Origin of the sequence: Saccharothrix longispora (genome assembly GCF_030852425.1) — a bacterium.
Classification (GTDB): Bacteria; Actinomycetota; Actinomycetes; order Mycobacteriales; family Pseudonocardiaceae; genus Actinosynnema; species Actinosynnema longispora.
The window spans coordinates 309,638-330,595 of record NZ_NSDM01000003.1; the positions used below are offsets into that span (position 1 = coordinate 309,638).

Annotated in this window: 18 protein-coding genes; 6 read left to right on the forward strand and 12 right to left on the reverse strand. The window is 72.1% G+C overall.

Annotation, left to right across the window (positions count from 1 at the left end; genetic code table 11):
- Position 1: 1 nt before the first annotated feature.
- The 3 genes from CKY47_RS09265 to CKY47_RS09275 are packed head-to-tail and all read right to left on the reverse strand — an operon-like array spanning position 2 to position 3,773.
- Positions 2-913 (reverse strand): carbohydrate ABC transporter permease, encoded by a 912-nt coding sequence (locus tag CKY47_RS09265; RefSeq protein ID WP_306745266.1) that lies wholly within the window; start codon positions 911-913, stop codon positions 2-4.
- Positions 910-1,785: a carbohydrate ABC transporter permease gene (locus tag CKY47_RS09270; RefSeq protein WP_306745267.1), complete on the reverse strand. Its 876-nt coding sequence runs from the start codon at positions 1,783-1,785 to the stop codon at positions 910-912. The genes CKY47_RS09265 and CKY47_RS09270 overlap by 4 nt, the downstream gene beginning before the upstream one ends.
- Positions 1,782-3,773, reverse strand: a complete 1,992-nt coding sequence (locus CKY47_RS09275; RefSeq protein ID WP_306745268.1) for a pectinesterase family protein — start codon at positions 3,771-3,773, stop codon at positions 1,782-1,784. The genes CKY47_RS09270 and CKY47_RS09275 overlap by 4 nt, the downstream gene beginning before the upstream one ends.
- Before the next feature lie 765 nt (positions 3,774-4,538).
- On the opposite strand from CKY47_RS09275, the gene CKY47_RS09280 reads away from it, so the two are divergent.
- Entirely contained in the window at positions 4,539-4,802 is a 264-nt protein-coding gene (locus tag CKY47_RS09280; RefSeq protein ID WP_306745269.1) for a helix-turn-helix domain-containing protein, read from the forward strand.
- Between the two features lie 14 nt (positions 4,803-4,816).
- Here CKY47_RS09280 and CKY47_RS09285 read toward each other — a convergent pair whose 3' ends face one another.
- The 7 genes from CKY47_RS09285 to CKY47_RS09315 all read right to left on the reverse strand — a co-directional run bounded on the left by CKY47_RS09285 (position 4,817) and on the right by CKY47_RS09315 (position 11,997).
- The gene (locus tag CKY47_RS09285; RefSeq protein ID WP_306745270.1) at positions 4,817-5,221 is read right to left on the reverse strand and encodes a DnaJ family domain-containing protein; all 405 of its coding nucleotides are present in this window, start codon (positions 5,219-5,221) and stop codon (positions 4,817-4,819) included.
- An 11-nt stretch (positions 5,222-5,232) separates the two neighbouring features.
- A complete protein-coding gene (locus CKY47_RS09290; protein WP_306745271.1) occupies positions 5,233-6,432 on the reverse strand; it encodes an RNA polymerase sigma factor in 1,200 nt (399 codons plus the stop codon).
- Positions 6,433-6,446: 14 nt separating this feature from the next.
- Positions 6,447-6,851 carry a YciI family protein gene (locus tag CKY47_RS09295; RefSeq protein WP_306745272.1) on the reverse strand — a complete coding sequence of 135 codons (405 nt, stop codon included), beginning with the start codon at positions 6,849-6,851 and terminating at the stop codon, positions 6,447-6,449.
- A gap of 97 nt (positions 6,852-6,948) precedes the next feature.
- A complete protein-coding gene (locus tag CKY47_RS09300; RefSeq protein WP_306745273.1) occupies positions 6,949-7,812 on the reverse strand; it encodes a hypothetical protein in 864 nt (287 codons plus the stop codon).
- Between the two features lie 158 nt (positions 7,813-7,970).
- Positions 7,971-9,071, reverse strand: coding sequence for a cellulose binding domain-containing protein (locus CKY47_RS09305; protein WP_306745274.1), 1,101 nt, complete (start codon positions 9,069-9,071; stop codon positions 7,971-7,973).
- A 9-nt stretch (positions 9,072-9,080) separates the two neighbouring features.
- Complete coding sequence (locus CKY47_RS09310) at positions 9,081-10,706, reverse strand: cellulase family glycosylhydrolase (protein ID WP_306745275.1); 1,626 nt, start codon at positions 10,704-10,706, stop codon at positions 9,081-9,083.
- A 268-nt stretch (positions 10,707-10,974) separates the two neighbouring features.
- Entirely contained in the window at positions 10,975-11,997 is a 1,023-nt protein-coding gene (locus CKY47_RS09315) for a LacI family DNA-binding transcriptional regulator (protein WP_306745276.1), read from the reverse strand.
- Positions 11,998-12,104: 107 nt separating this feature from the next.
- Here CKY47_RS09315 and CKY47_RS09320 point away from each other — a divergent pair, with 107 nt between their 5' ends.
- Positions 12,105-13,073, forward strand: coding sequence for an acetylxylan esterase (locus CKY47_RS09320; protein WP_306745277.1), 969 nt, complete (start codon positions 12,105-12,107; stop codon positions 13,071-13,073).
- Positions 13,074-13,230: 157 nt separating this feature from the next.
- Here the strand turns inward: CKY47_RS09320 and CKY47_RS09325 are convergent, their stop codons facing one another.
- Together CKY47_RS09325 and CKY47_RS09330 are read right to left on the reverse strand one after the other, a co-directional pair.
- Complete coding sequence (locus CKY47_RS09325; RefSeq protein ID WP_306745278.1) at positions 13,231-15,549, reverse strand: beta-xylosidase/alpha-l-arabinosidase; 2,319 nt, start codon at positions 15,547-15,549, stop codon at positions 13,231-13,233.
- The gene (locus CKY47_RS09330; RefSeq protein WP_306745279.1) at positions 15,543-16,532 is read right to left on the reverse strand and encodes a LacI family DNA-binding transcriptional regulator; all 990 of its coding nucleotides are present in this window, start codon (positions 16,530-16,532) and stop codon (positions 15,543-15,545) included. The genes CKY47_RS09325 and CKY47_RS09330 overlap by 7 nt, the downstream gene beginning before the upstream one ends.
- Positions 16,533-16,744: 212 nt before the next feature.
- On the opposite strand from CKY47_RS09330, the gene CKY47_RS09335 reads away from it, so the two are divergent.
- The 4 genes from CKY47_RS09335 (at position 16,745) to CKY47_RS09350 (ending at position 20,951) form a co-directional block, all read left to right on the forward strand.
- Positions 16,745-18,019: an extracellular solute-binding protein gene (locus tag CKY47_RS09335; RefSeq protein ID WP_306745280.1), complete on the forward strand. Its 1,275-nt coding sequence runs from the start codon at positions 16,745-16,747 to the stop codon at positions 18,017-18,019.
- The gene (locus tag CKY47_RS09340) at positions 18,019-18,873 is read left to right on the forward strand and encodes a carbohydrate ABC transporter permease (protein WP_306745281.1); all 855 of its coding nucleotides are present in this window, start codon (positions 18,019-18,021) and stop codon (positions 18,871-18,873) included. The genes CKY47_RS09335 and CKY47_RS09340 overlap by 1 nt, the downstream gene beginning before the upstream one ends.
- Positions 18,870-19,688: a carbohydrate ABC transporter permease gene (locus CKY47_RS09345; RefSeq protein ID WP_306745282.1), complete on the forward strand. Its 819-nt coding sequence runs from the start codon at positions 18,870-18,872 to the stop codon at positions 19,686-19,688. Before CKY47_RS09340 ends, CKY47_RS09345 begins: the two co-directional genes overlap by 4 nt.
- Positions 19,689-19,907: 219 nt before the next feature.
- Positions 19,908-20,951 (forward strand): LacI family DNA-binding transcriptional regulator, encoded by a 1,044-nt coding sequence (locus CKY47_RS09350; RefSeq protein ID WP_306745283.1) that lies wholly within the window; start codon positions 19,908-19,910, stop codon positions 20,949-20,951.
- Positions 20,952-20,958 lie beyond the last annotated feature (7 nt).

The window sequence follows — 20,958 nt, forward strand, 5'->3', positions numbered from 1 at the left end:
CCTATCCCTTCACAGCCCCGGCGCTGAGCCCCTGCACCAGGAACCGCTGCACGACGGCGAAAACCAGGACCACCGGTACGGCCGCGACCACGCCACCGGCGGCGAGTGCTCCGAAGTCGGTGTTGAACTCACCCAACGTGTAGCTCAGGCCGACCGGCAGGGTGAACTTGTCCTGCCTGGTCGCGAACATCAGGGCGAACAGGAAGTTGTTCCAGGCGCCGATGAACGCGAACGACCCGACCGCCACCAGGGCGGGCTTGAGCTGCGGCAGGACGACGGCGAAGAACGCGCGCAGGCGCGAGCAGCCGTCCACCATCGCGGCTTCTTCCAGCTCCACGGAGATGTTGCGGATGAAGCCGGCCATCAGGATCAGCGACAGCGGCAGCTGGAACGCCACCTCCGCGATGACCAGGCCGGTGATGCTGTTGAGCAGCCCGAGGCCCTTGAAGATCACGAACAGCGGGATCAGCATCATCGCGCCGGGGATGAACTGGCTGCACAGCATCGCCAGCAGGAAGACCCGCTGGCCGCGGAACTTGAAGCGGGCCAGCGCGTAGCCGCCCATCACCGACAGGACGGTCACGAACACCAGCACGCCGAGGCCCATGACCACGCTGTTGTAGAAGAACACGCCGAACCCGATGTCGTTCCACACCGTGTCGAAGTGCTCGAACGAGATCGGCCACGGCACGAGCTGCGTCGAGCCGGCCGGCCGCACCGCGAACACCAGCATCCAGTAGAACGGGATGAGCGTGAACAGCAGGTAGAGCACCAGCGGCACGTGGATCATCCACGGCTTGCCCGGCTCCTCGGCCACCGCCCGGCGGCGGCGCCTGGTGGGTGGCGGCGGGGCGTGCGTGGTGCCGGCGATCTCCCGCACCAGGGTGTCGGTCTTGCCCAGGGTCTCGGTCATGCTCGGCTCCCGAACTTCGACAACCGCAGGTAGGCGATCGAGAAGAACAGCAGGATCAGGAACCCGGCGACGGTGAGCGCCGAGCCGTACCCGAAGTTGTGCGAGTCGACGGCCTGCCGCGCCACGTACAGCGGCAGGGTCGTGGTCTGGTTCGCGGGTCCACCGCCGGTCAGGGTGTAGATGAGGTCCACGTTGTTGAACTCCCACACCGCGCGCAGCAGGGTCGACAGGATGATCGCGTCCTTGAGGTGCGGCAGGGTGACGTTGGTGAAGCGCCGCCACCGGCTCGCGCCGTCCACGGACGCCGCCTCGTAGAGGTCCTTGGGGATGCTCTGGAGGTCGGCGAGCAGCAGGATCGCGAAGAACGGCACGCCGCGCCACAGCTCGGTCACCACCAGGGCGTCGAACACCGTGTCGGGGTTGCCGAGCACCGACGTGCCGGGCGAGCCGATCCCCCACTCGGAGAGCACCTGGAAGATGCCGGTGGACGGGTTGAGCAGGAGGATCCAGATGCCCGTGGTCAGCACGCCCGAGACCGCCCACGGCGAGAACACGAGCGCGCGGGCCACGCCGCGCCCGATGAACGTCTCGTTGACGATCAGGGCGAGGACCAGCCCCAGCAGGAGCTGGAGCCCGACCTCGACGAGCACCCACTTGGCGCTGAACGCGAGGCTCTGCCAGAACAACGGGTCGTCGAACAGCATCTGCTTGAAGTTGTCGAGCCCCGCGAACCCGTTCTTCCACGGCTGGGTCACGTTGTACCGCTGGAGGCTGTAGTAGACGACGCTCCCGATCGGGTAGACCAGGAAGACCGCCATCAGCAGCAGCGTCGGGGCGATGAGCGCGTAGGGCGCCCACGTGCGCGTCCTCATGCGGGGTTCCAGTCGCCGAGGTACGCGCGGACGGTGTGCTGCGCGGCCTGCTCCGCCGTCAGCACCGGCCGGTCCGTGCCGGGCGTGGCGCCGGGGCCGGAGTTGCGGAACTCGGCGAACCGGGCGTCGCGCCAGGAGAAGCCGGACATGTCGGTCCACGGCGCGGTCTTCACCGCGGCGGGCAGCTTCGTGTCGCGGACGACGACCGAGGCGATGGCGTCCGGGTCGCCGCCGGGGTGCCAGGGGCGGCCCAGGTGGTAGGTGCCGGCCGGGGCGTCGCTCTCGACGCGCGAGTGGGTGATGAGGAAGCCGTGGGGGTTGTCGCGGCGCGTGCTGGCGGCCGTGACGTACCCGTTGGGGTCACCGCCGCGGTCCAGCGCCCGGATCGTCATCCGGTCGAACACGGCGGTCGCGCGGCCGAAGATGAAGTCGACGTCGCCGACGACCTCACCGCCCCGGTAGTACTGGCGGGCCCGCGCGCCGACGTTCCGGGTGTCGGCGTACAGGGTGTCCTGGTGGCCGAGGAAGCGGACCCGGTCGTAGTACTGCCGGTCCCCGGTGGCCTTCACGGCGACGGCCTGGGTGGCGGTGATCCCGGGGTGCGCGGCCCGGTCGAACGAGTTGCTGAAGGTGAGGTCGCGGGCGGTGAACCCGTCGGCCTCGATGGTGGCGGTGGCCGAGCCGGTGGTGCCGTGCGTGGTGCCGTCGGGCTTCGTGGTGCCGGCGGCGTTGTCGTAGTCGATCACGACGTCCCGCGCGTTGCCGGTGGAGCCCTTGAGCAGCAGGTCGGGCTTGGTCGTGGGCACCCGGACGACCTCGCGGTACACGCCCTTGCCGAGGGTGATGGTGGTGCCGGGCGGCGCGGCGTCGATCGCGGCCTGCACGGTGTCGAAGTCGGTGCCCTTGGCGACGTGGTACCGCTCGCGCTGCTGGGCCCCGGCCTTGAGGTTCTTGATCCGGGAGGCGGGTTCGAGGCCGCGGTTCAGCACGGGCGTCCACCCGGCGTCACCGGCGAGCGGGGCCGTCGGGTTGGCCGCGTTGAACGCGTCGAGCACGTCCACCGGCCGGCCGTCGACCAGCGTGCCGGTCTCGGTGATGGCGGTGCCGCCCCAGTTGTGGATGAGGTCTTCGACCGCGCCGCCGTTGCGCAGCTTCACGTAGTTGTTCTCCACGTGGAGCGCGGATCGCACGCCCACGCCCCACGCGTAGACGAACGACGGTCCCGGCTCGTAGAGGTTGTTGTAGACGTGCACCTGGCCGAACCGCACGCGCGGGAGCCGTTCCTCGACGTTGCGGAAGACGTTGTGGTGCACGCTCACGCGCAGCTTGCCCGGGTCGGTGGTCGAGGTGTTCGACGAGCCGATGAGCATCGTCTTGCCGTGGTCCTCGAACAGGTTGTACGACGCGGTGACCAGGTCGGTGCCGTTGGTCATGTCGAGCGAACCGTCGTGCTGCTGGTACGGGCGGCCGAAGTAGGTCGGCGCGGCGCTGTCCGGGTACGGCTGGTCGGTGAAGGTGTTGTGGTCCACCCACACGTTGGTGGCGCGCTGCAACGACACCGCGTCGTAGGCCGAGTTCCAGTTGCCCTCCGCGCCGTCGGTCGGGTCCCACTGCGGGAAGCAGTCGCGGGTGTCGCGGAAGGTGAGGTTGCGGATGATCACGTTCTGCGCGTTGTGCACGCGCAGGCTGGCGCCGGTGAGGCCCGCGCCGCGTCCGTCGCCGACGATCGTGGTGTCGCTCCCCACCGGGATGCCGATCGCCGCCAGCTGCCGCTGCGCGGACGCGGCACGGGCCTCTTCCAGCGGGCCGCTGGGTTCGCGCTCACGACCCCAGACGGCCGGGTCGTATTCGGCCAGGTAGCCCGCGAGGGTGTAGCCGTCCGCCGCGTGGTCGGCGCAGTCGGCGCGCAGGTCGATCACGCCGCGCACCTTGATGAGGCGCGGCGCGGGGGCGGCGAGGGCCGCCCGCAATTCCGCTTCCGTGCGCACCGTGTGCACTGTCGTCGCCTGAGAACCACCGGTCGTCCCGGTGCCGCTCGACGCCCACCCGTCACCGGCTTGCAGAACTTGTCTGCCCAGGTCAGGGCTTGCGTGCGCCGGTGCCGCCACGATTACGCCCAAGGCGCAGGAGAGCACGAGCGCAGTACTGAGGGTTCGCATGGCGAGGAGCCTTTCCCCGGCAAGATCATTCATATGTGTGAACGCTATCCAGAAGTGCGAACAGAGTATTACGTCGATGTTCGCCACGCGTCAACGACGTGATTCGTTTCGACGGCCATTCGAACGGCGACGTCGAACGGCCGTCGAATTCGAGTCGAATTCGACGGCCGCGGGTGGGACGGCGCGGGTCGGGCGGGGGTCGCGAACTCCGCGATCCGACCGGCCGGCTCCCGGGCGCCGGGTTCGCCGAGGTAGGCGCCGGCGAGCCGCCCGACGGGGGCGCAGCCGGCCGGCCACGCGGACCGCGTCGACCTCGCCCTCGAGCGCGAGCGCCCGGTCGCCGACGGCGGCGGCGGCGTGGTCGAAGTCGTTGTCCAGCAGGTGGTTCCCGATGAGCGCGATGAGGCCGAACAGCCGACTGCGGGTCATCTCCTCGGGGTAGCCGACGACCGCCTCGGTGAGGTCCCGGATCGCCGGCGCTCGCCTCGGCCCTCGCCGCCCCCCGGTGTTCCCCCGATATCACCGCAACGGCCGCACGGATCGGTGCCAGGATGACGACCGCGCCCCTGAGCCCCGTCGAGGAAAGGTGTCGCCGTGCCGGACGAACCGCAGCCGATCAGCAAGCTCATCCCGGAACTGCGACGGGGTCGCGGGTTGACCCAGCACGACCTCGCGGCACGCCTGCACGCCGCGTCGGGCAACGCGAGCGTCACCCGTGAGGAGGTGTCCCGGTGGGAACGGGGCAAGCGCATCCCCGGCCCGTACTGGCGGGCGTGGCTCGGACGGGTGCTGGACACGCCCGCGCGCGACCTGGAACAGGCCGCGGCGGTGGCCCGGTGGACGCGCAGACGGGGGTGACCAGGCCGCCCCGACTACCGGGACGCCCTCCACACCGCCACGACGTGCTCCACGTCGAACGGCATCAGGTTGAGCGGCGGGCCGGACATGGGTCTGCGGATCGCGTCCTCGATCTTCGCGTTGACCTCGCCGAGGATGCGGCGCACCTCGGCCTCCGACGACGCCCGCCCGGCGGCCTCGCGCGCGTCCGCCGCCTCCTTGCGCAGCAGCAGGGTCGGCGGCAGCGCCGTGCCCTCCTCGCGCCGCAGCTTCTCCTTGACCCACCACAGCTCGTCGTGCGGCTGGTCGAGCCCCGCCAACGGCTTGCCCGCACCCCGCAGGCCCTCGAACTCGCCGCGCTCCTGCGCCTCGCGGATCTGCCGCTCGATCCAGGTCTCGAACCCGACGCCCGCGGGTTTGCGCTCCGTCACCACGACCACCCCCTTCCAGGTTACGCCGGCGGTCCGGCGGCGGCCTTGGCCATCAGGTAGCGCTGCTCCGGCAGGCTCGTGGTGCGGGCCGCGGCGGCGCGGTAGTGCGCGGCGGCACGCGCCGCGTCGCCCGCCATCTCGTGCAGGTGGGCGCGGACGGCGTCGAGGCGGTGGTGGCCGGGCAGGCGGTCGTCCAGGGTGTCGACGAGGGCCAGGCCGGCGGCGGGTCCGTGCACCATCGCGACGGCCACCGCCCGGTTCAGCGTGACCACGGGGTTGTCCGCGATGCGCTCCAGGAACGTGTACATGCCGAGGATCTGCGGCCAGTCGGTGTCCTCCGCGCGCGGGGCGTCGTCGTGCAGGGCGGCGATGGCGGCCTGCAACTGGTACTCGCCGATCGGACCGCGCTCCACGGCGGCGGTGATCAGGTCCGCGCCCTCCGCGATCAGGGCCCGGTCCCACGTCGACCGGTCCTGCTCGGCCAGCGGCACGATCGAGCCGTCGGGGGCGGTGCGCGCCGGGCGGCGGGCGTCGGTGAGCAGCATCAGCGCGAGCAGGCCCGCGACCTCGCCGTCGGACGGCAGGCGCGCGTGCACCGCCCGGGTGAGCCGGATCGCCTCGCCGGACAGCTCGACGCGGTGCAGCGAACCGCCCGTGCTGCTGGTGTAGCCCTCGTTGAAGACGAGGTACAACACGTGCAGCACGGTGCGCAGCCGGGCGGCCCACTCGTCGGGGCCGGGCACGGCGAACTCCGCGCCGCGCAGCTTCTGCTTGGCCCGACCGATGCGTTGCGCCATGGTCGCCTCGGGCACCAGGAAGGCGCGGGCCACCTCGGCCGTCGTCAGGCCGCCCACGGCGCGCAGGGTGAGCGCGATGGCGGACGCGGGCGTCAGGTCGGGGTGGCAGCACAGGAACAGCAGGAGGAGCGTGTCGTCGCGGTCCGCCGCCTCGCCGGGCGGCGGCTCACGGGACACCGCGTCCTCGCGCCTGCGCCGGGCGATCTCACCGCGCACCAGGTCCGTGGCCTTGCGCGCGGCGACGCGCACGAGCCAGGCGCGCGGGTCGTCCGGCACGCCGTCGACCGGCCAGTGCCGGTGCGCCGACAGCAGCGCCTCCTGCACGGCGTCCTCGGCGAGCGCGAAGTCGCCGCACCGGCGGGCGATCGCGCCGAGGACCCGCGGCGCGCACTCGCGCAGCAGGTCCTCCACGACGCGGCTCACTGGGACGACGCGGCTCACAGGTCGGAGGCGGCGGGGGCCGACATCAACTCCCGCACCTCGATGGGCTGGCCGAGCGGCACGCCGTCCGGGCCGGGCGCGGCCGACGCCCTGGCCGCGATCTCCAGTGCCCGCTCCCGCGTGGCGTCGACCAGCCAGTAGCCGGCCAGCAGCTCCTTGGACTCCGGGAACGGGCCGTCGGTGACGACGGGCGCGCCCACGCCGGTGAACACGACGGTCGCGGCCAGCTCGGGGCCGGAGAGGCCCTGGGCGTCGACCAGCTCGCCGTTGCGGGCCAACTCCTCGCCGAGCCGCTGCTGGTAGCCGATGTGCGCGGCGACGTCCCCGGGCGCCCACCGGTCCATGGGGGTGTCGCAGGTGGCGGTCGGGCCGTAGTTCATCAGCAGCAGGAACTTCGCCATGATCGGTCTCCTCTGTGTGCGGGCGCGCCGTTCCGGCGCCCTCACCCCGGAGACGGCACTGCGGACGGCTTCTCTACACCACCCGACGTGACTCGGGTCACACCACGTCGAGCCGCACGCCCACCCGCCGGTCGGGCTGGAGGTCGGTCGCGCTGAACACGACCTCGGTGCGGTCGGCGGGCGAGCGCACCGACTCCAGCACGAACCCGGGGTCGCCCCGGTCGAAGCCCAGGGCGTCGTAGAACACGTCGACCCCGCGCGGCAGGCGCAGCGCCAGCGAGACGTGCGGCACGCTGCCGGCGAAGCGGTAGGCGAACGCGTCCGGCTCGCCGAAGCGCATCAGCGGCGCGCACTTGCCCGGCCAGAACAGGGTCACCACGACCCGGACCTCGCTGCCCGCCGGGATCGGCTCCTGGAAGTGCACGGCCAGGTCGAACCGGCCGTCCTCCCGCCAGGACGTGGACACCGCGAACCGGGCGCCGGGCAGCTCGTCGACGAGGACGCCGCGCACCACCGCCTTCACCAGCGACCGCTGGGCCTCCGGCTGGTCCCAGCCCGCCTGGAACCGCAGGCGCAGCACCCGCACCCCGTCGGCGGCGGGTGTGGCCGTCACGGTCACCTCGGTCTCCGCGTCACCGTTGGCGGCGAGCGTCGCCCGCTCCTCCCACGCCACGATGTGCACGAGGGGCTGGAGCTCGTCGTAGATCACGTCGGCGTAGTGGGCCAGCAGCGTGCGGTGGCGCTCCAGCACGCCGGAGTTCACCCGGTACGCGACCAGCGCCAGGCCGGCGGCCAGCAGCGGGAGGACGCCCACCAGCACGCGGGTCGCGGTGGACCAGGGGGCGAACGCCAGGGCCGCGTTGATCGCGAACAGCGCCACCAGCCCGACCACGGGGCCGCGCACCGGACCGCCCGGCACGTGGGCGAGGAACCACCGGTAGCACGATCTGAGCAAGCGCATCCACACCCACCAGCACACCCGAGGACGACCCCGGGGAACACCGCCGGGCCTGCGCACGGAACCGTACTCCACCCCGGGATCGCCCCGGGAAGATCACCCGGGCCGCGAACGGGCGTCCGCGGCCGCGCCCGGAGGCACGACCGCGGACGCCCGCCGGGTCAGGCCGCCGCGCAGACGGCGGTCGGGGTCCAGCCGGACGCGTCGCCGCTGCCGTTGAACCCGGCCTTCGCCGTGCCCCCGACCGGGAGCGCGCCGTTCCAGGACGCGTTGCCCACCGTCACGGTGGTGCCGGTCTGGCTGAACGTGCCGTTCCAGCCCTGCGTGACGGACATGCCGCCGCGCGCCTCGAACCGCACCGTCCAGCCCCGGGTCGCGGTCGTGCCGCTGTTGCGCACGGTGATCTCCGCCGAGAAGCCGCCCGGCCACTGGTTGGCCACCCTCACCTCGGCGGCGCACCCGCCGCCCGGGGGCGGGGTGGTGGTCGTCGTGGTGGTCGTGGTCGTGGTCGTGGTGGACGTGGGTGTGACGCCCCTCAGGGCGGCCACCACGGCGGGGAACCACCGGTCGGCGATCTTCCGGTCACCCGAGGCGTTCGGGTGCACGCCGTCGTAGGTGTCGGAGCCGGTGGCGAAGCCGGTCCACTGGTCCACGACGGTGACCGGCGACCGGGCGGTGGACTTGCCCGCCGCCCAGGCCGGGATCGCCGCGTTCAGGTCGGCCACCCGCTGCGGGCACTCGGCGCAGGCGCTCGCCGCCATGGGGATGATCTTGGCGACGAGGACCTTCATCGACGGGTTGTCCGCCCGCATCTGGTCCACGAGCTTGCCGTAGGCGGCCAGGATGGTCGCCGTCGACCGCGCGCTCCACACGTCGTTGGTGCCGAAGTGCATGAGCACCACGTCCGGCTTGCTCGCGGCCAGCCAGCCGACGAGCTGGTCCTGGTCGGCGACCGCCGTGACGAGCGCCCCGCCGTGGCCCTCGTGCTGGCCGTCGTAGGCGAACCCGCAGCCGTCGGGGTCGAGCGTGCCCACGAAGTCGACGTCGGCGTGCCCGGCGGCCCGCAGGTCGCGGTCGAGCAGCGCCCGCCAGCAGCCCGGCGACCCGGTGATGGAGTCGCCGAGCGCCATGATCCGCACGGGGGCGGCGGCCCGCACGGCCGCCTGCCCCGGCGCGGCCACGAGAACGCCGACGAGCGCGGCGAGCGCCGCGAACAGCGCCGCCAGTGCCGTGTTCCCCGGTGCCGTGTTCCTCGATGACATCGCGGGCTCCTAGGCGGTCGCGCAGGTCGCGCCGTTGAGGGCGAACGACGTGGGCGCGGGGTTGGTCCCGTTCCACGAGCCGATGAAGCCGAAGCTCACCGAGCCGCCGGCCGGGATCGTCGCGTTGTACGCCACGTTCGCCGCGCTCAGCTGCGCGCCGGACTGGGTCGTGGTGGCGCCCCAGGACTGGGTGACGGTCTGGCCGCCGGCCCACGTCCAGCGCAGCGTCCAGCCGTTGACCGCGGTCGTGCCGGTGTTGGCCACCTTCACGTCGCCCTGGAAGCCGCCCTGCCACTGGCCGGTGACCTTGTAGGTGACCGCGCAGGTCCCGACCGGGTCGCCGCCGCCGGGCCGGGTGGTGACGTCGACCGTGCCGGAGCGGGTGGAGCGGTTGCCCGCCGCGTCCCGCGCGTAGACGGCGAACCTGTACGCGGTGCCCGCGGACAGGCCGGTGACGGTCGTGCTCGTGCCGGACGGGCTCGCCACCGCCGTCTCGGTGGAGCCGCTGACGCGGACCACGTCGTAGCCGGTGACGCCGACGTCGTCCGTGGCGGCCGACCAGGTCAGGGTCGCCGAGGTGGAGGTGACGCCGGACGCCGACGGGGTGCCCGGCGCGCTCGGCGGCGTGGTGTCGGTCGGGCCGCCGCCACCGCCGTAGACGCTGGCCTCCTTCGAGGTGGCCTTGATGCCGTTGGCGCCGTCGAAGATCCGCCGGCCCCACGACGTCAGCTGCGCGGCGTTGAAGCCGGTGACCATGTCGAGGTACTCGACGCCGCCGCCGTTGCCGCTCCACGACCAGCCCAGGTAGCCCAGCTTGAGCGACTGGGTGGTGGCGAAGATGGTGTCCTCGTCGGGGTTGCCGTCGGAGTGGTCGTGGCCGAACTCGCCCACGACGATCGGCAGCTTCGCGGTCACGAAGCGGTTGAGGTAGTCGTTGATCTCCGCGGCCGTGTCGAACACGCCGTACATGTGGATGGAGAACACGGTGTTCTTCAGCGCGTCCGCGGCGAAGACCGACGCGGCGTTGTCGCGCATGGTGAACGCCCAGTCCTGGCCCCAGTTCGGCGCGTCCACCATGATCGTGTGGGTCAGGCCGCCGTTGCGCAGGGCCTGGATGGCGCCCTTGGTGTCGTTGGTCCAGTTCTGGTAGCCGGTGTTGCCGTGCGGCTCGTTGCCGATGTTGACGATGACGTACTTCTCCTGGCCGACCAGCGCGCTCTTGACGCTGAGCCAGTACTCGGCCGCGCGGGCCAGGGTCACGGCGCCGCTCTGCTCGCCGTAGCCGGTGGTGTCGTGCACCTCCAGCACGCAGATCAGCCTGTTGGCCTTGCACTGGGAGACGACGTTGGCGACGTCGGCCGCGTCGTTCTTCGTCCAGCGGTCGCCGGAGCTGAGCACGACGCGGACGGTGTTGGACCCGAGGGCCTTGATGTCCTTCAGCGCCTGGGTGGTGCTGCTCGTGTACCAGGTGTGCGCGTGGTTGACGCCACGCATGACGAAGTCGTTGCCGTTGGCGTCCAGGAGACGCCCGTTGCTGACGGTGAAGCCCGTGGCCGCCTGGGCCGGGACCACCGCCAGCAGGGAGAGGACCAAGGCGGCGACGGCGGCGCCGACCAAGGCGAATCGCTTGCGCATGGGTGTACCTCGCGTGGTTGTCGACACTGACAGAAGCGAGCGCAGGGCAGCGCACCCGCCCGGGGGCGGACCTCCACACCAAAGCAATTAACCGCTTAAGAGTCAACCGGGAGTTTCGCAAGTAAGCGCAGGTCAGGACCGCTTTTGCGCGCGATCCACCGTCACTGCTGGGAACGCTCCCAGAAATGGGTCACCAGTGTCCTACGGACGCCCCCGGTCCGTCGAGCCCCGAACCTGCGGACGGTGTCGCCGTCTCGGGTGGCGGGTCTCAGGTGGTGGGGGCCCGGCCGGTGCTGGAGCGCGGCACCAGCTCGGGGTCGGAGGTCTTCACCTGGTCGGTCGCGCCGCCCGCGACGACGTCGAGCAGCAGGCGGACGGCGGCGGCGCCCCGCTCGGCGATCGGGCGGCGCACGGCGGACAGCGCGGGGCGCACCAGGCGGCACAGCGCCGAGTCGTCCCACGCCACCAGCGAGAGCCGGTCGGGCACGGGCAGGTTCAGCTCGTGCGCCACGCCGAGGGCCGACACCGCCATCACGTCGTTGTCGAACACGAGCGCGGTCGGCGGCGTGCCGCCCGTCAGCACGCGCCGCGTCACGCGGGCCGCCGCCTCGTCCGAGTAGTCGGCGTGCACGACCCGCGCCTCGCCCAGGCCGAGCCGCGCGGCGGCCGTGGTGAACGCCCGCGACCTCGCCTGGGTGTGCACGAACCTGGTGGGTCCGGCGACCCGCACGATCCGCCGGTGGCCTAGCGCCACCAGGTACTCCAGCACCTCGACCACGGCGACCTCGTCGTCCGTCCACACGCACGGCACGTCCGGCACGACCGGTTCGCCGAGCACCACGGCCGGCAGGTGCAGCTCCCGCACCAGCTCCACCCGGGGGTCGTTCTCCACCAGGTCGACCAGCAGCACGCCGTCCACCCGCCGCTCGCCCCACCAGCGCCGGTAGGCGGCCAGCTCGGCGGCGGAGTTGTCGGTCACCTGGAGCAGCAGCGCCGTCGGCCCGCCCGCGAGCGCGCCCTGGATGCCGGAGATGAGCTGCATGAAGTACGGCTCGACGCCGATCACCCGGGCCGGCCGGTCCACGACCAGGCCGATGGCGTTGGCCCGGCCGTCGGACAGCGAGCGCGCGGCGCTGCTGGGCACCCAGCCGAGGCGGTCCGCGATGTCCATGATCCGGCGCCGGGTGGGCTCGGAGACGCCCGGCCGGTTGTTGAGCGCGTAGGACACCGCCCCCGTGGACACGCCCGCGGCCTTGGCGATGTCCGAGATGGTCGGACGCTTGGCTCGCACCCGCGCCTCCTCACTGGACGTGATCATCAAGTCTAGACCGCGGCGCGGCCCCCCTCCCCCGGTAGGGTAATTAAGCGCTTAACGGATCACCTGGAAAGGGGACCACCGTGCCCTGGTTCGACCTCTCCGAGCGGGAACTGGCGCAGTACCGGACCGCCACCGCCGAACCGGACAACCTGGACCTGTGGTGGAAGTCCCGGCTGGAGGAGGCGCGCGCCGCCGCCCGGCCGCCGGTGCTGTCGCCGTACGCGGCGGACGCCTACGGCCCGCTGCCGGTGTGGGACGTCGAGTTCTCCGGCTACGGCGGCGACCGGGTGCGCGGCTGGTACATCCGCCCCGGCGGGGCGGGCGACGAGCCGCTGCCGACGGTGGTCTGCTTCATCGGCTACGGCGGCGGCCGGGGCCTGCCGTCGGAGCACGCGCTGCTGCCCGCCGCCGGGTACGCGGTGTTCGTGATGGACACCCGGGGCCAGGGCGGCCGGTGGACGCTGGGCGCGACGGCCGACTCCGGGTTCGCCGGCCCCGAGCACCCCGGCGTGATGACCCGGGGCATCGCCTCCCCCGAGACCTACTACGTGACGCGGCTGATGGTGGACGCGGCGCGGGCGGTGGAGGTGGCGGCGGGGCTGGACGGCGTGGACCCGGCGCGGCTCGCGGTGTCCGGCGGCAGCCAGGGCGGCGGCCTCGCGCTGGCCGCGGCGGCGCTGTGCGGCGAGGCGGTCCGGGTGTGCCAGGCCGACGTGCCGTTCCTGTGCGACTTCCAGCGGGCCGTCACGATCACCGGCGCCGAGCCGTACGCGGAGATCTCGAACTTCCTGGCGCAGCACGTGGACCTGATCCCGCGGGCGCTGGACACCCTGCGCTACGTCGACGGCGCGCTGCTGTCCCGCCGCATCACCGCGACGTGCCTGCTGAGCGTGGGCCTGATGGACGAGGTGTGCCCGCCGTCGACGGTGTACGCGGCCTACAACGAGATCACCGCGCCGAAGGAGATGGCGGTGTTCCCGTTCAGCGGTCACACCACCCCCAGGGTGCACGACGAGCGCAAGCTGCGGCACCTGCGCGCCCACCTCTGAGACGTGGTGGGCGGGGTGTGGGAGGGCCACCGCCATAGCCCTCCCACACCCCAGCCCGGTCAGTGGACCCGGTTGCGCACCGGGGACCCCGGGTTGCTCGGCCCGGGGTCTCGAACGTCCACGACCAGCTCCGCCGCGGCCCGCTCACGGGGTCGGTTCACGGGGTCGACGCGGTGACCGGGGTGACGAGCACCCGGTCGTGGCCGACGTACCGGTCCTCGCCGGTGACCCGCACGGTGCGCTCCCAGCGGATGTCGGTGCTGGAGCAGCCGACGAGCAGGGACACCTCGCCGGTCTCCACGACGCGGCGGCCGTCGCGGCCGGTGAACGACGTGCGGTCGGCGTGCAGCCGGAACGCCACCCGCCGCTCCTCCCCCGCGTCCAGCTCGACCCGGGCGAACCCGACGAGCTGGCGCACGGGCCGCGTCACCGAGGCGACCGGGTCGTGCAGGTACAGCTGCACGACCTCCGCGCCGCGCCGTCCGCCGGTGTTGCGCACCAGGCAGGACACCTCGACCTCGCCGTCCGACGGCAGCTCCTCGGCCGACTCGAACCCGGTCAGCTCGAACGAGGTGTAGGACAGGCCGTGGCCGAACGGGTACAGCGGCGTGGGGTCCACGGAGCTGACGCCGCCCACCGCGCCCAGCTTCGGGTGCAGGTAGGTGGTGGGCTGGCCGCCGGAACCGCGCGGGACCTGCACGGGCAGCTTGCCGGACGGGTTGACCCGCCCGCTGAGCACGCCCGCGACGGCGCCCGAGCCCTCCTCGCCGGGGAAGAAGGCCTGCACCACCCCGGCGGGGCGGTAGCCGCCCAGCGCGTAGGGCCGGCCGGCCAGCAGGACCAGCACGACGGGCTTGCCCGCCTCCAGCAGCGCGTCCAGCAGCTCGCCCTGCACGCCGGGCAGCGACAGGTCCTCGGCGTCGCAGCCCTCGCCGGACGTGCCGCGGCCGAACAGGCCGGCGCGGTCGCCGAGCACGGCGAGCACCACGTCCGCGTCCCGCGCGACCTCGACCGCCTCGGCGATGCCGGACCGGTCGTCGCCGGACACCTCGCACCCGAGCGCGGTGGTGACGGTGGCGTGCGGGAACTCCGCGCGCACCGCCTCCAGCAGGGTCGGCATCTCCACGCCCAGCTCCACGTCCGGGTGCTGCACGCCGACGTGGTTCGGGAACGCGTAGCAGCCCATGAGCGCGAGCACGTCGTCCGCGCACGGCCCGACGACCGCGATGCGCGACGCGCCGGCGCCCGACGCGCCGAGGGGCAGCACGCCCGCCTCGTTGTCCAGCAGCACCACGGACCGCTCGGCCATCGTGCGGGCGAGGTCGCGCAGCGCGGGCGGGTCCAGGTCGACCGGCTCGCCGCGCTTCACGGCGGGCGACTCGGGCTCCCAGCCCTCGTCCAGCAGGCCGAGTTCGCACTTCTGGGTGAGCACCCGGGTCACCGCGACGTCCACGTGCGCCTCGTCCACGACGCCGGAGCGCACCAGCTCGGCCAGCGGCTCGCCGTAGCAGCGCACGCTGGGCAGCTCCACGTCCACGCCCGCGGTCAGCGCGAGCGCGGCGGCCTCGCCGGGCGACCCTGCGACGCCGTGGGCGGTCTCCAGGAACGACACGCCGAAGTAGTCGGCGACGACGACGCCCTCGAAGCCCCACCGGCCGCGCAGCAGGTCGGTCAGCAGCGCCGGGTCCGCGGCCGGCGGCACGCCGTCGACCTCGGCGTAGGAGTGCATGACCGACCGGGCGCCGCCGAGGCGCAGGGCCATCTCGAACGGCGGCAGCACGACGTCGGCGAACTCGCGCGGCCCCATGTGCACGGGGGCGTGGTTGCGCCCGCCTGCGGAGGCCGAGTAGCCCGCGAAGTGCTTGAGGGTGGCCACGATCCCGCTGGACTCCAGGCCGCGGGTGTAGGCGGAGCCGATGAGGCCGACGAGGTAGGGGTCCTCGCCGATGGTCTCCTCGGTGCGCCCCCACCGCGGGTCGCGGGTCACGTCGAGCACCGGGGCCAGGCCCTGGTGCACGCCGACGTCGCGCATCACCAGGCCGACCTCGCGCGCCATCCGCTCGACCGACTCGGGGTCGAACGAGGCGCCCCAGGACAGGGGGACGGGGAAGACCGTCGCCTGCCACGCGGTGAACCCGGCCAGGCACTCCTCGTGCGCCATGGCGGGGATGCCGAAGCGGGTGTTGGCGACGAGCTTGCGCTGGGTCTCGGCGAGCACCTTGGCGCCCACCAGGGGGTCGACCGGCCCGGTGCCGAAGACGCGGGTCAGCTGGCCGAGGCCGGGCTTGGTCAGCTCGTCCCACGGCGGCAGCGGCTCGGCGAACTCGTGCTGCGCGGGCGCGACCTCCTCGCCCTCGGAGATCCCCACCCACACCCCGACGAGCTGGGCCAGCTTCTCCTCCAGGGTCAGCTCGGCCAGCAGGGCGGCGACGCGCTCCGCGGTCGGCTTTCCGGGATCGGCCCAGGGGTTCAGCACGGCGGCTCCTTCGTTGACGATCGGACGACGAGTTCGGTGGCCAGTTCGACGCGCTCGGTCTCCACCGGGCGCCCCGCGATGAGGTCGGCGAGCATCCGGCCCGCGTGGCGCCCCATCTCGGTGAGCGGCTGGCGCACGGTGGTGAGGGCGGGCGAGGACCACACCGCCACCGGTAAGTCGTCGAACCCGACCACGCTCAGGTCGTGCGGGACGGACAGCCCCGCGACGCGGGCCGCCTCGATCACGCCGAGCGCCTGTTCGTCGTTGCCCGCGAAGATCGCGGTGGGCCGGTCGGGCATGGCGAGCAGCTCTGCCGCCCGCCGGAACCCGCCCTCGTGCTTGAAGTCGCCGTGCCTGACGAGTTCCGGGTCGAACGCGATGCCCGCCCGGTCGAGCGCGGCGCGGTAGCCGTCGACGCGCGCGCGGCTGCACAGCATCCCGGCGGGTCCGCCGATGACGCCGACCCGGCGGTGGCCGAGGCGCAGCAGGTGTTCGGTGGCGGACAGGCCGCCCGCCCAGTTGGTGGCACCGACGCTGGGCACGTTCGGCTGCGGGAGGTCCACGGGGTCGATGACGACGACGGGGATGCGCGAGTTGGCGAGCACGCGCCGGTCGGCGGCGGTCAGCTGCGAGGTGACCAGCAGCGCCCCGGCGCGGCGCGCCTCCACCAGCGACGCCGCCCACGAGGTGTGCCGGCGCGGCTTGTCCGTGGAGGACACCACGACGTGCAGGCCGGTGTCGACGACACCGCGGATGATCTCCACCGCCCAGGGGCTGTCCAGGGCGGTGAACACGAGGTCGACCAGCATGTGCCCGGAGGCACGGCGTGACCCGACCGGGACGTAGTCGTACTCGGCGAGCAACTGCCGCACGCGGGCCCTGGTCTCCGCGCCGACGTCGTCCTTCCCGTTCAGGACCTTGGACACCGTCGGGAGCGACACCCCCGCTGCTGCGGCAATCGTGGCCAACGTGGCTCGACGCATGCGGCCGATAGTATCGAAACTCGATCGAAACACAAGAGCGAGCCTCTGAAGTGCGGAAATGTCGTCTCAACAGGTCAGCGCGTGACGCTTGACACGCGTTCGACACCCGTCTAGGTTCTCCGCAAGTCGTGGATGTTTCGAAATGTTTCGATGCCACGAACAATTCCGCAGCGTGGCAGAAGGGTGGCGGTCGCATGTCCCGCCGTTCATGGATGCGTCCCCTCATCGCGATGGGGCTCGTCGCCGTGGCAGCAGTGAGCACCGCGTGTGGGTCGTCCGGTCCGGCCGACCCCGCGAACGGGCTCAAGGTGTGGGCACTGGAGGACCCGGTGCTCAACAAGATCGAGCAGAAGTCGATCGACTCGTTCAAGGCCGGCGGCGGCAACGCCTCGCTGGAGACGTTCGGCAACGACCCGTACAAGCAGCGGCTGCGCGTCGCGATCGGGTCGCCGCAGGCCCCGGACCTGTTCTTCAACTGGGGCGGCGGCAACCTCAAGGAGTACGTCGACGCGGGCAAGGTCGCCGACCTGACCGCGGTGCTGGACGAGAACGCGGCGGTCCGGGACAAGTTCATCCCGAGCGTGCTCGACGGCGCGAAGCTCGACGGCAAGACCTACGGCGTGCCGATGCGCGGCATGCAGCCGGTGATGCTGTTCTACAACAAGGACGTCTTCGCCGCGGCGGGCGCGCAGCCCCCGACCACGTGGGACGAACTGCTCACCCTGGTCGACACCTTCAAGGCCCAGGGCGTCACCCCCATCGCGCTGGCCGGTTCGCAGGCGTGGACCGAGCTGATGTGGGCCGAGTACGTGCTCGACCGCGTGGCGGGCCCCGAGGTGTTCAAGAACATCCGGGACAACGGCCCCGCGGGCTGGAAGGACCCGGCCGTGGTCGAGTCCATGACCAAGCTCAAGGACCTGATCGACCGGGGCGCGTTCGGCACCAACTTCGCCTCCGTCGGCTACGACGCGGGCGGCGCCTCGACGATCCTGGCCCAGGGCAAGGCCGCGATGCACCTGATGGGCTCCTGGGAGTACACCAACCAGCTGGACCAGAGCCCGGACTTCGTCAAGCAGGACAAGCTGGGCTGGGTGGCCTTCCCCGCCGTCACGGGCGGCAAGGGCGACCCGGGGAACCTCGTCGGCAACGTGAGCAACTTCTACTCCGCGACCTCGGACTCGAAGAACCTCGACGCGGCCAAGAAGTTCCTCACCACCACGCTGACCGAGGACTCCTACATCCAGGCGCTGGTCGAGGCCGGTGACGTGCCGCCGGTCGTGGGCGCGGAGGAGATGCTGAAGAAGTCGCCGAACCCGGACTACTCGACGTTCATCTACGAGCTGGTGCTGGACTCGAAGAACTTCCAGCTGTCCTGGGACCAGGACCTGCCCGCGGACGACGCCACGTTCATGCTGACCCAGCTCCAGGAGTTCTTCCTCGGCAAGGTCTCGCCGCAGCAGTTCGTCGACGCGGTGGCCGCGCGCTGATGTCGTCCCAGCGGCCTTCGGGCTGGTACGCCGTTCCCGCGTTCGCGTTCTTCGCCTTGTTCGCGGCGCTGCCCATGGTCATCGTGGTGTACCTGAGCTTCACCGCGTGGGACGGCCTGGGCACGCCGACCCCCAACGGGGTCGACAACTGGACCCGGTTGGTCCAGGACGGCGAGGCCACCGCCTCCGTGGGGCGGACCGTGCTGCTGATGGTCGTCTCCTGGCTCGTCCAGACCCCGATCGCACTGCTGGTCGGGGTCTGGGCGGCCGGGAAGCAGCGATCGCGGGCGGTCCTCAGCTCGATCTTCTTCCTGCCCCTGCTGCTGTCCACGGCGGCCATCGCGCTGCTGTGGCAGGTGCTGCTCGACCCGAACTTCGGCGCGTTCGTCGGCGGGCCGCAGTTCCTGGGCGACACGGACATCGCGATCTACACGGTGGTGTTCGTGATCTCCTGGCAGTACATCCCGTTCCACACCCTGCTCTACCAGGGCGCGGCGCGGGCGGTGCCGCCGACGCTGTACGAGGCGGCGACGATCGACGGGGCCGGCCGGTTCGGGCAGTTCGTGAACATCACGCTGCCCCAGCTGCGGTACACGATCGTCACGTCGTCGGTGCTGATGATGGTCGGCTCGCTGACCACCTTCGACACCGTGCTGATCCTGACCAACGGCGGGCCGGGCACCGCGACCCGCATCCTGCCGCTGCACATGTACATCACCGGGTTCGCCGGGTTCGAGATGGGTTACGCGAGCACCATCGCGGTCGTGCTGGTCGTGCTCGGCACCGCGCTGTCGGTGGCGGTCATGCGCTGGAGCGGGTTCCGCTCGATGAGCAGTCAGCAGGAGGGTTCGTGAAGTCCCGCCCCAACTGGCCCGCCGGGTTGTTCGCCCTGGTGTGGCTGGCGATCGTCCTCGGTCCGCTGCTGTACCTGGTGACGGTGTCGCTGCGCACGCGCAGCGAGTACCTCGGCAAGAGCGCGTGGTCGGTGCCGGACGCGCTGACCCTCGACAACTACGTCACCGTGCTCACCGGCGGGTTCGGGCAGTACCTGCTGAACAACGTGGTCGTGACGGCGGCGACGGTGGCGATCGTGGTGTGCGTCGCGGTGCCGTGCGCCTACGCGGTGGCCCGCAGCGCGGGGAGGTTCGTGCAGCGCGGTTTCACCCTGCTGCTGATCGGCCTGGCGATCCCGGCGCAGGCCACGATCATCCCGATCTACCTGCTGATCACCCGGATGAACCTGTACGACACGCTGCTGGCGATCATCCTGCCGACGGCGGCGTTCGCGCTGCCGGTGGCGACGCTCGTGCTGACCAACAGCCTGCGGGACGTCCCCCGCGAGCTGTACGAGGCGCAGGCGATCGACGGCGCCGGGCCGTTCCGGGTGCTCGTGTCGCTGGTCCTGCCGCTGGCGCGGCCGGCGATCATGACCGTGGTGGTCTACACCGCGCTCAACGCCTGGAACGGGTTCCTGTTCCCGCTGGTGCTCACCCAGTCCGAGTCGACGCGCGTGCTGACGCTGGGCCTGTGGGACTTCCGCGGGCAGTTCGGCACCAACGTGCCGGCCCTGCTGGCGGCGGTGACGCTGTCCGTGCTGCCGATCTTCGCGGTCTACCTGATGGGCAGGCGGTTCCTGCTCAGCGGTCTGACCGCCGGTTTCGGCAAGTAGCCGGTTCCGGCAACCGCCCGCCCGCGATCCAGGGGCGTGGCCGCTACTCTCCCGGCGGCCGCGCCCCACCTTCGCGCAAAGGGTCGATCATCGTGCCGACAGTTTCGATGTAACAGTCGACATTTTCGGCATTACGTCAGGGTGAACGTGAGCCACACCGCTCACAGAGCCCTCATGTTGCGGAGTCTCGGCGGTATCCCCCTGTCGTAGACTGCCTGCATGCCGACCAAAGCCGACCCGTCCTCTCCGGATGGCACCGCCTCGGGCAAGATCACCATCGCGGACATCGCGGCCGAGGCCGGGGTTTCGGTACCGACAGTTTCGAAGGTGATGAACGGCCGGGCGGACGTCGCCCCGCACACCCGGGAACGGGTCGAGGCCATCATCCGCAGGCACGGCTACCAGCGCCGCTCCGACGAGCGCTCCCGCCGGTCCAACCTGGTGGAGCTGATGTTCCACGAGCTGGAGAGCGCCTGGGCGCTGGAGATCATCCGGGGCGCCGAGCAGGTCGCCGCCGAGCAGGGCCTCGCGCTGGTGCTCTCCGAGTCGCAGGGTCGGTTGACCCCCGGCCACGGCTGGCTGGAGGGCGTGATCGCCCGCAAGCCGCTCGCCGTGATCTCGGTGTTCTCCGACCTGACCTCGCAGCAGCTGGCGAAGCTGCGCGCCCGGGACATCCCCGTGGTGGTGGTCGACCCGATCGGCGAGCCCCAGCTGGAGACGCCGTCCATCGGCGCGACCAACTGGAACGGCGGCCTGACCGCCACCCGTCACCTGATCGAACTGGGGCACCGGCGGATCGCCATGATCGGCGGCCCCGAGCGGGTGCTGTGCAGCCGGGCGCGCGTGGACGGCTACCGGGCGGCGCTGGAGACCGCGGGCCTCGCGGTGGACCCCCGGCTGGTGCGCTACGGCGACTTCCACGTCGAGTCCGGGCGCGCGCAGTTCGCGCCGCTGCTCGACCTGCCGGACCCGCCGACCGCGGTGTTCGCGGGCTCGGACCTCCAGGCCCTCGGCGTGTACGAGGCCGCGCGGGCCGCGGGGCTGCGCATCCCCCAGGACCTCAGCGTCATCGGGTTCGACGACCTCCCGGTGGCGCAATGGGTGGGCCCGCCGCTGACCACGGTCCGACAGCCGCTGCAGGACATGGCCGCGGCGGGCACCCGTCTCGCCATCACGCTGGCACGTGGTGAAGAGCCCGAACACCGCCGAATCGAGCTTGCCACCACGCTGGTGGTGCGTCAGAGCACCGCCCCGCCACGCTGACGAGCCG

Bases quoted from the DNA above. Each gene is read 5' to 3' on its own strand.
- CKY47_RS09265 (WP_306745266.1), bottom strand. From the start codon at position 913: ATGACCGAGACCCTGGGCAAGACCGACACCCTGGTGCGGGAGATCGCC.
- CKY47_RS09270 (WP_306745267.1), bottom strand. From the start codon at position 1,785: ATGAGGACGCGCACGTGGGCGCCCTACGCGCTCATCGCCCCGACGCTG.
- CKY47_RS09295 (WP_306745272.1), bottom strand. From the start codon at position 6,851: ATGGCGAAGTTCCTGCTGCTGATGAACTACGGCCCGACCGCCACCTGC.
- CKY47_RS09300 (WP_306745273.1), bottom strand. From the start codon at position 7,812: ATGCGCTTGCTCAGATCGTGCTACCGGTGGTTCCTCGCCCACGTGCCG.
- CKY47_RS09305 (WP_306745274.1), bottom strand. From the start codon at position 9,071: ATGTCATCGAGGAACACGGCACCGGGGAACACGGCACTGGCGGCGCTG.
- CKY47_RS09310 (WP_306745275.1), bottom strand. From the start codon at position 10,706: ATGCGCAAGCGATTCGCCTTGGTCGGCGCCGCCGTCGCCGCCTTGGTC.
- CKY47_RS09330 (WP_306745279.1), bottom strand. From the start codon at position 16,532: ATGCGTCGAGCCACGTTGGCCACGATTGCCGCAGCAGCGGGGGTGTCG.
- CKY47_RS09335 (WP_306745280.1), top strand. From the start codon at position 16,745: ATGCGTCCCCTCATCGCGATGGGGCTCGTCGCCGTGGCAGCAGTGAGC.
- CKY47_RS09340 (WP_306745281.1), top strand. From the start codon at position 18,019: ATGTCGTCCCAGCGGCCTTCGGGCTGGTACGCCGTTCCCGCGTTCGCG.
- CKY47_RS09350 (WP_306745283.1), top strand. From the start codon at position 19,908: ATGCCGACCAAAGCCGACCCGTCCTCTCCGGATGGCACCGCCTCGGGC.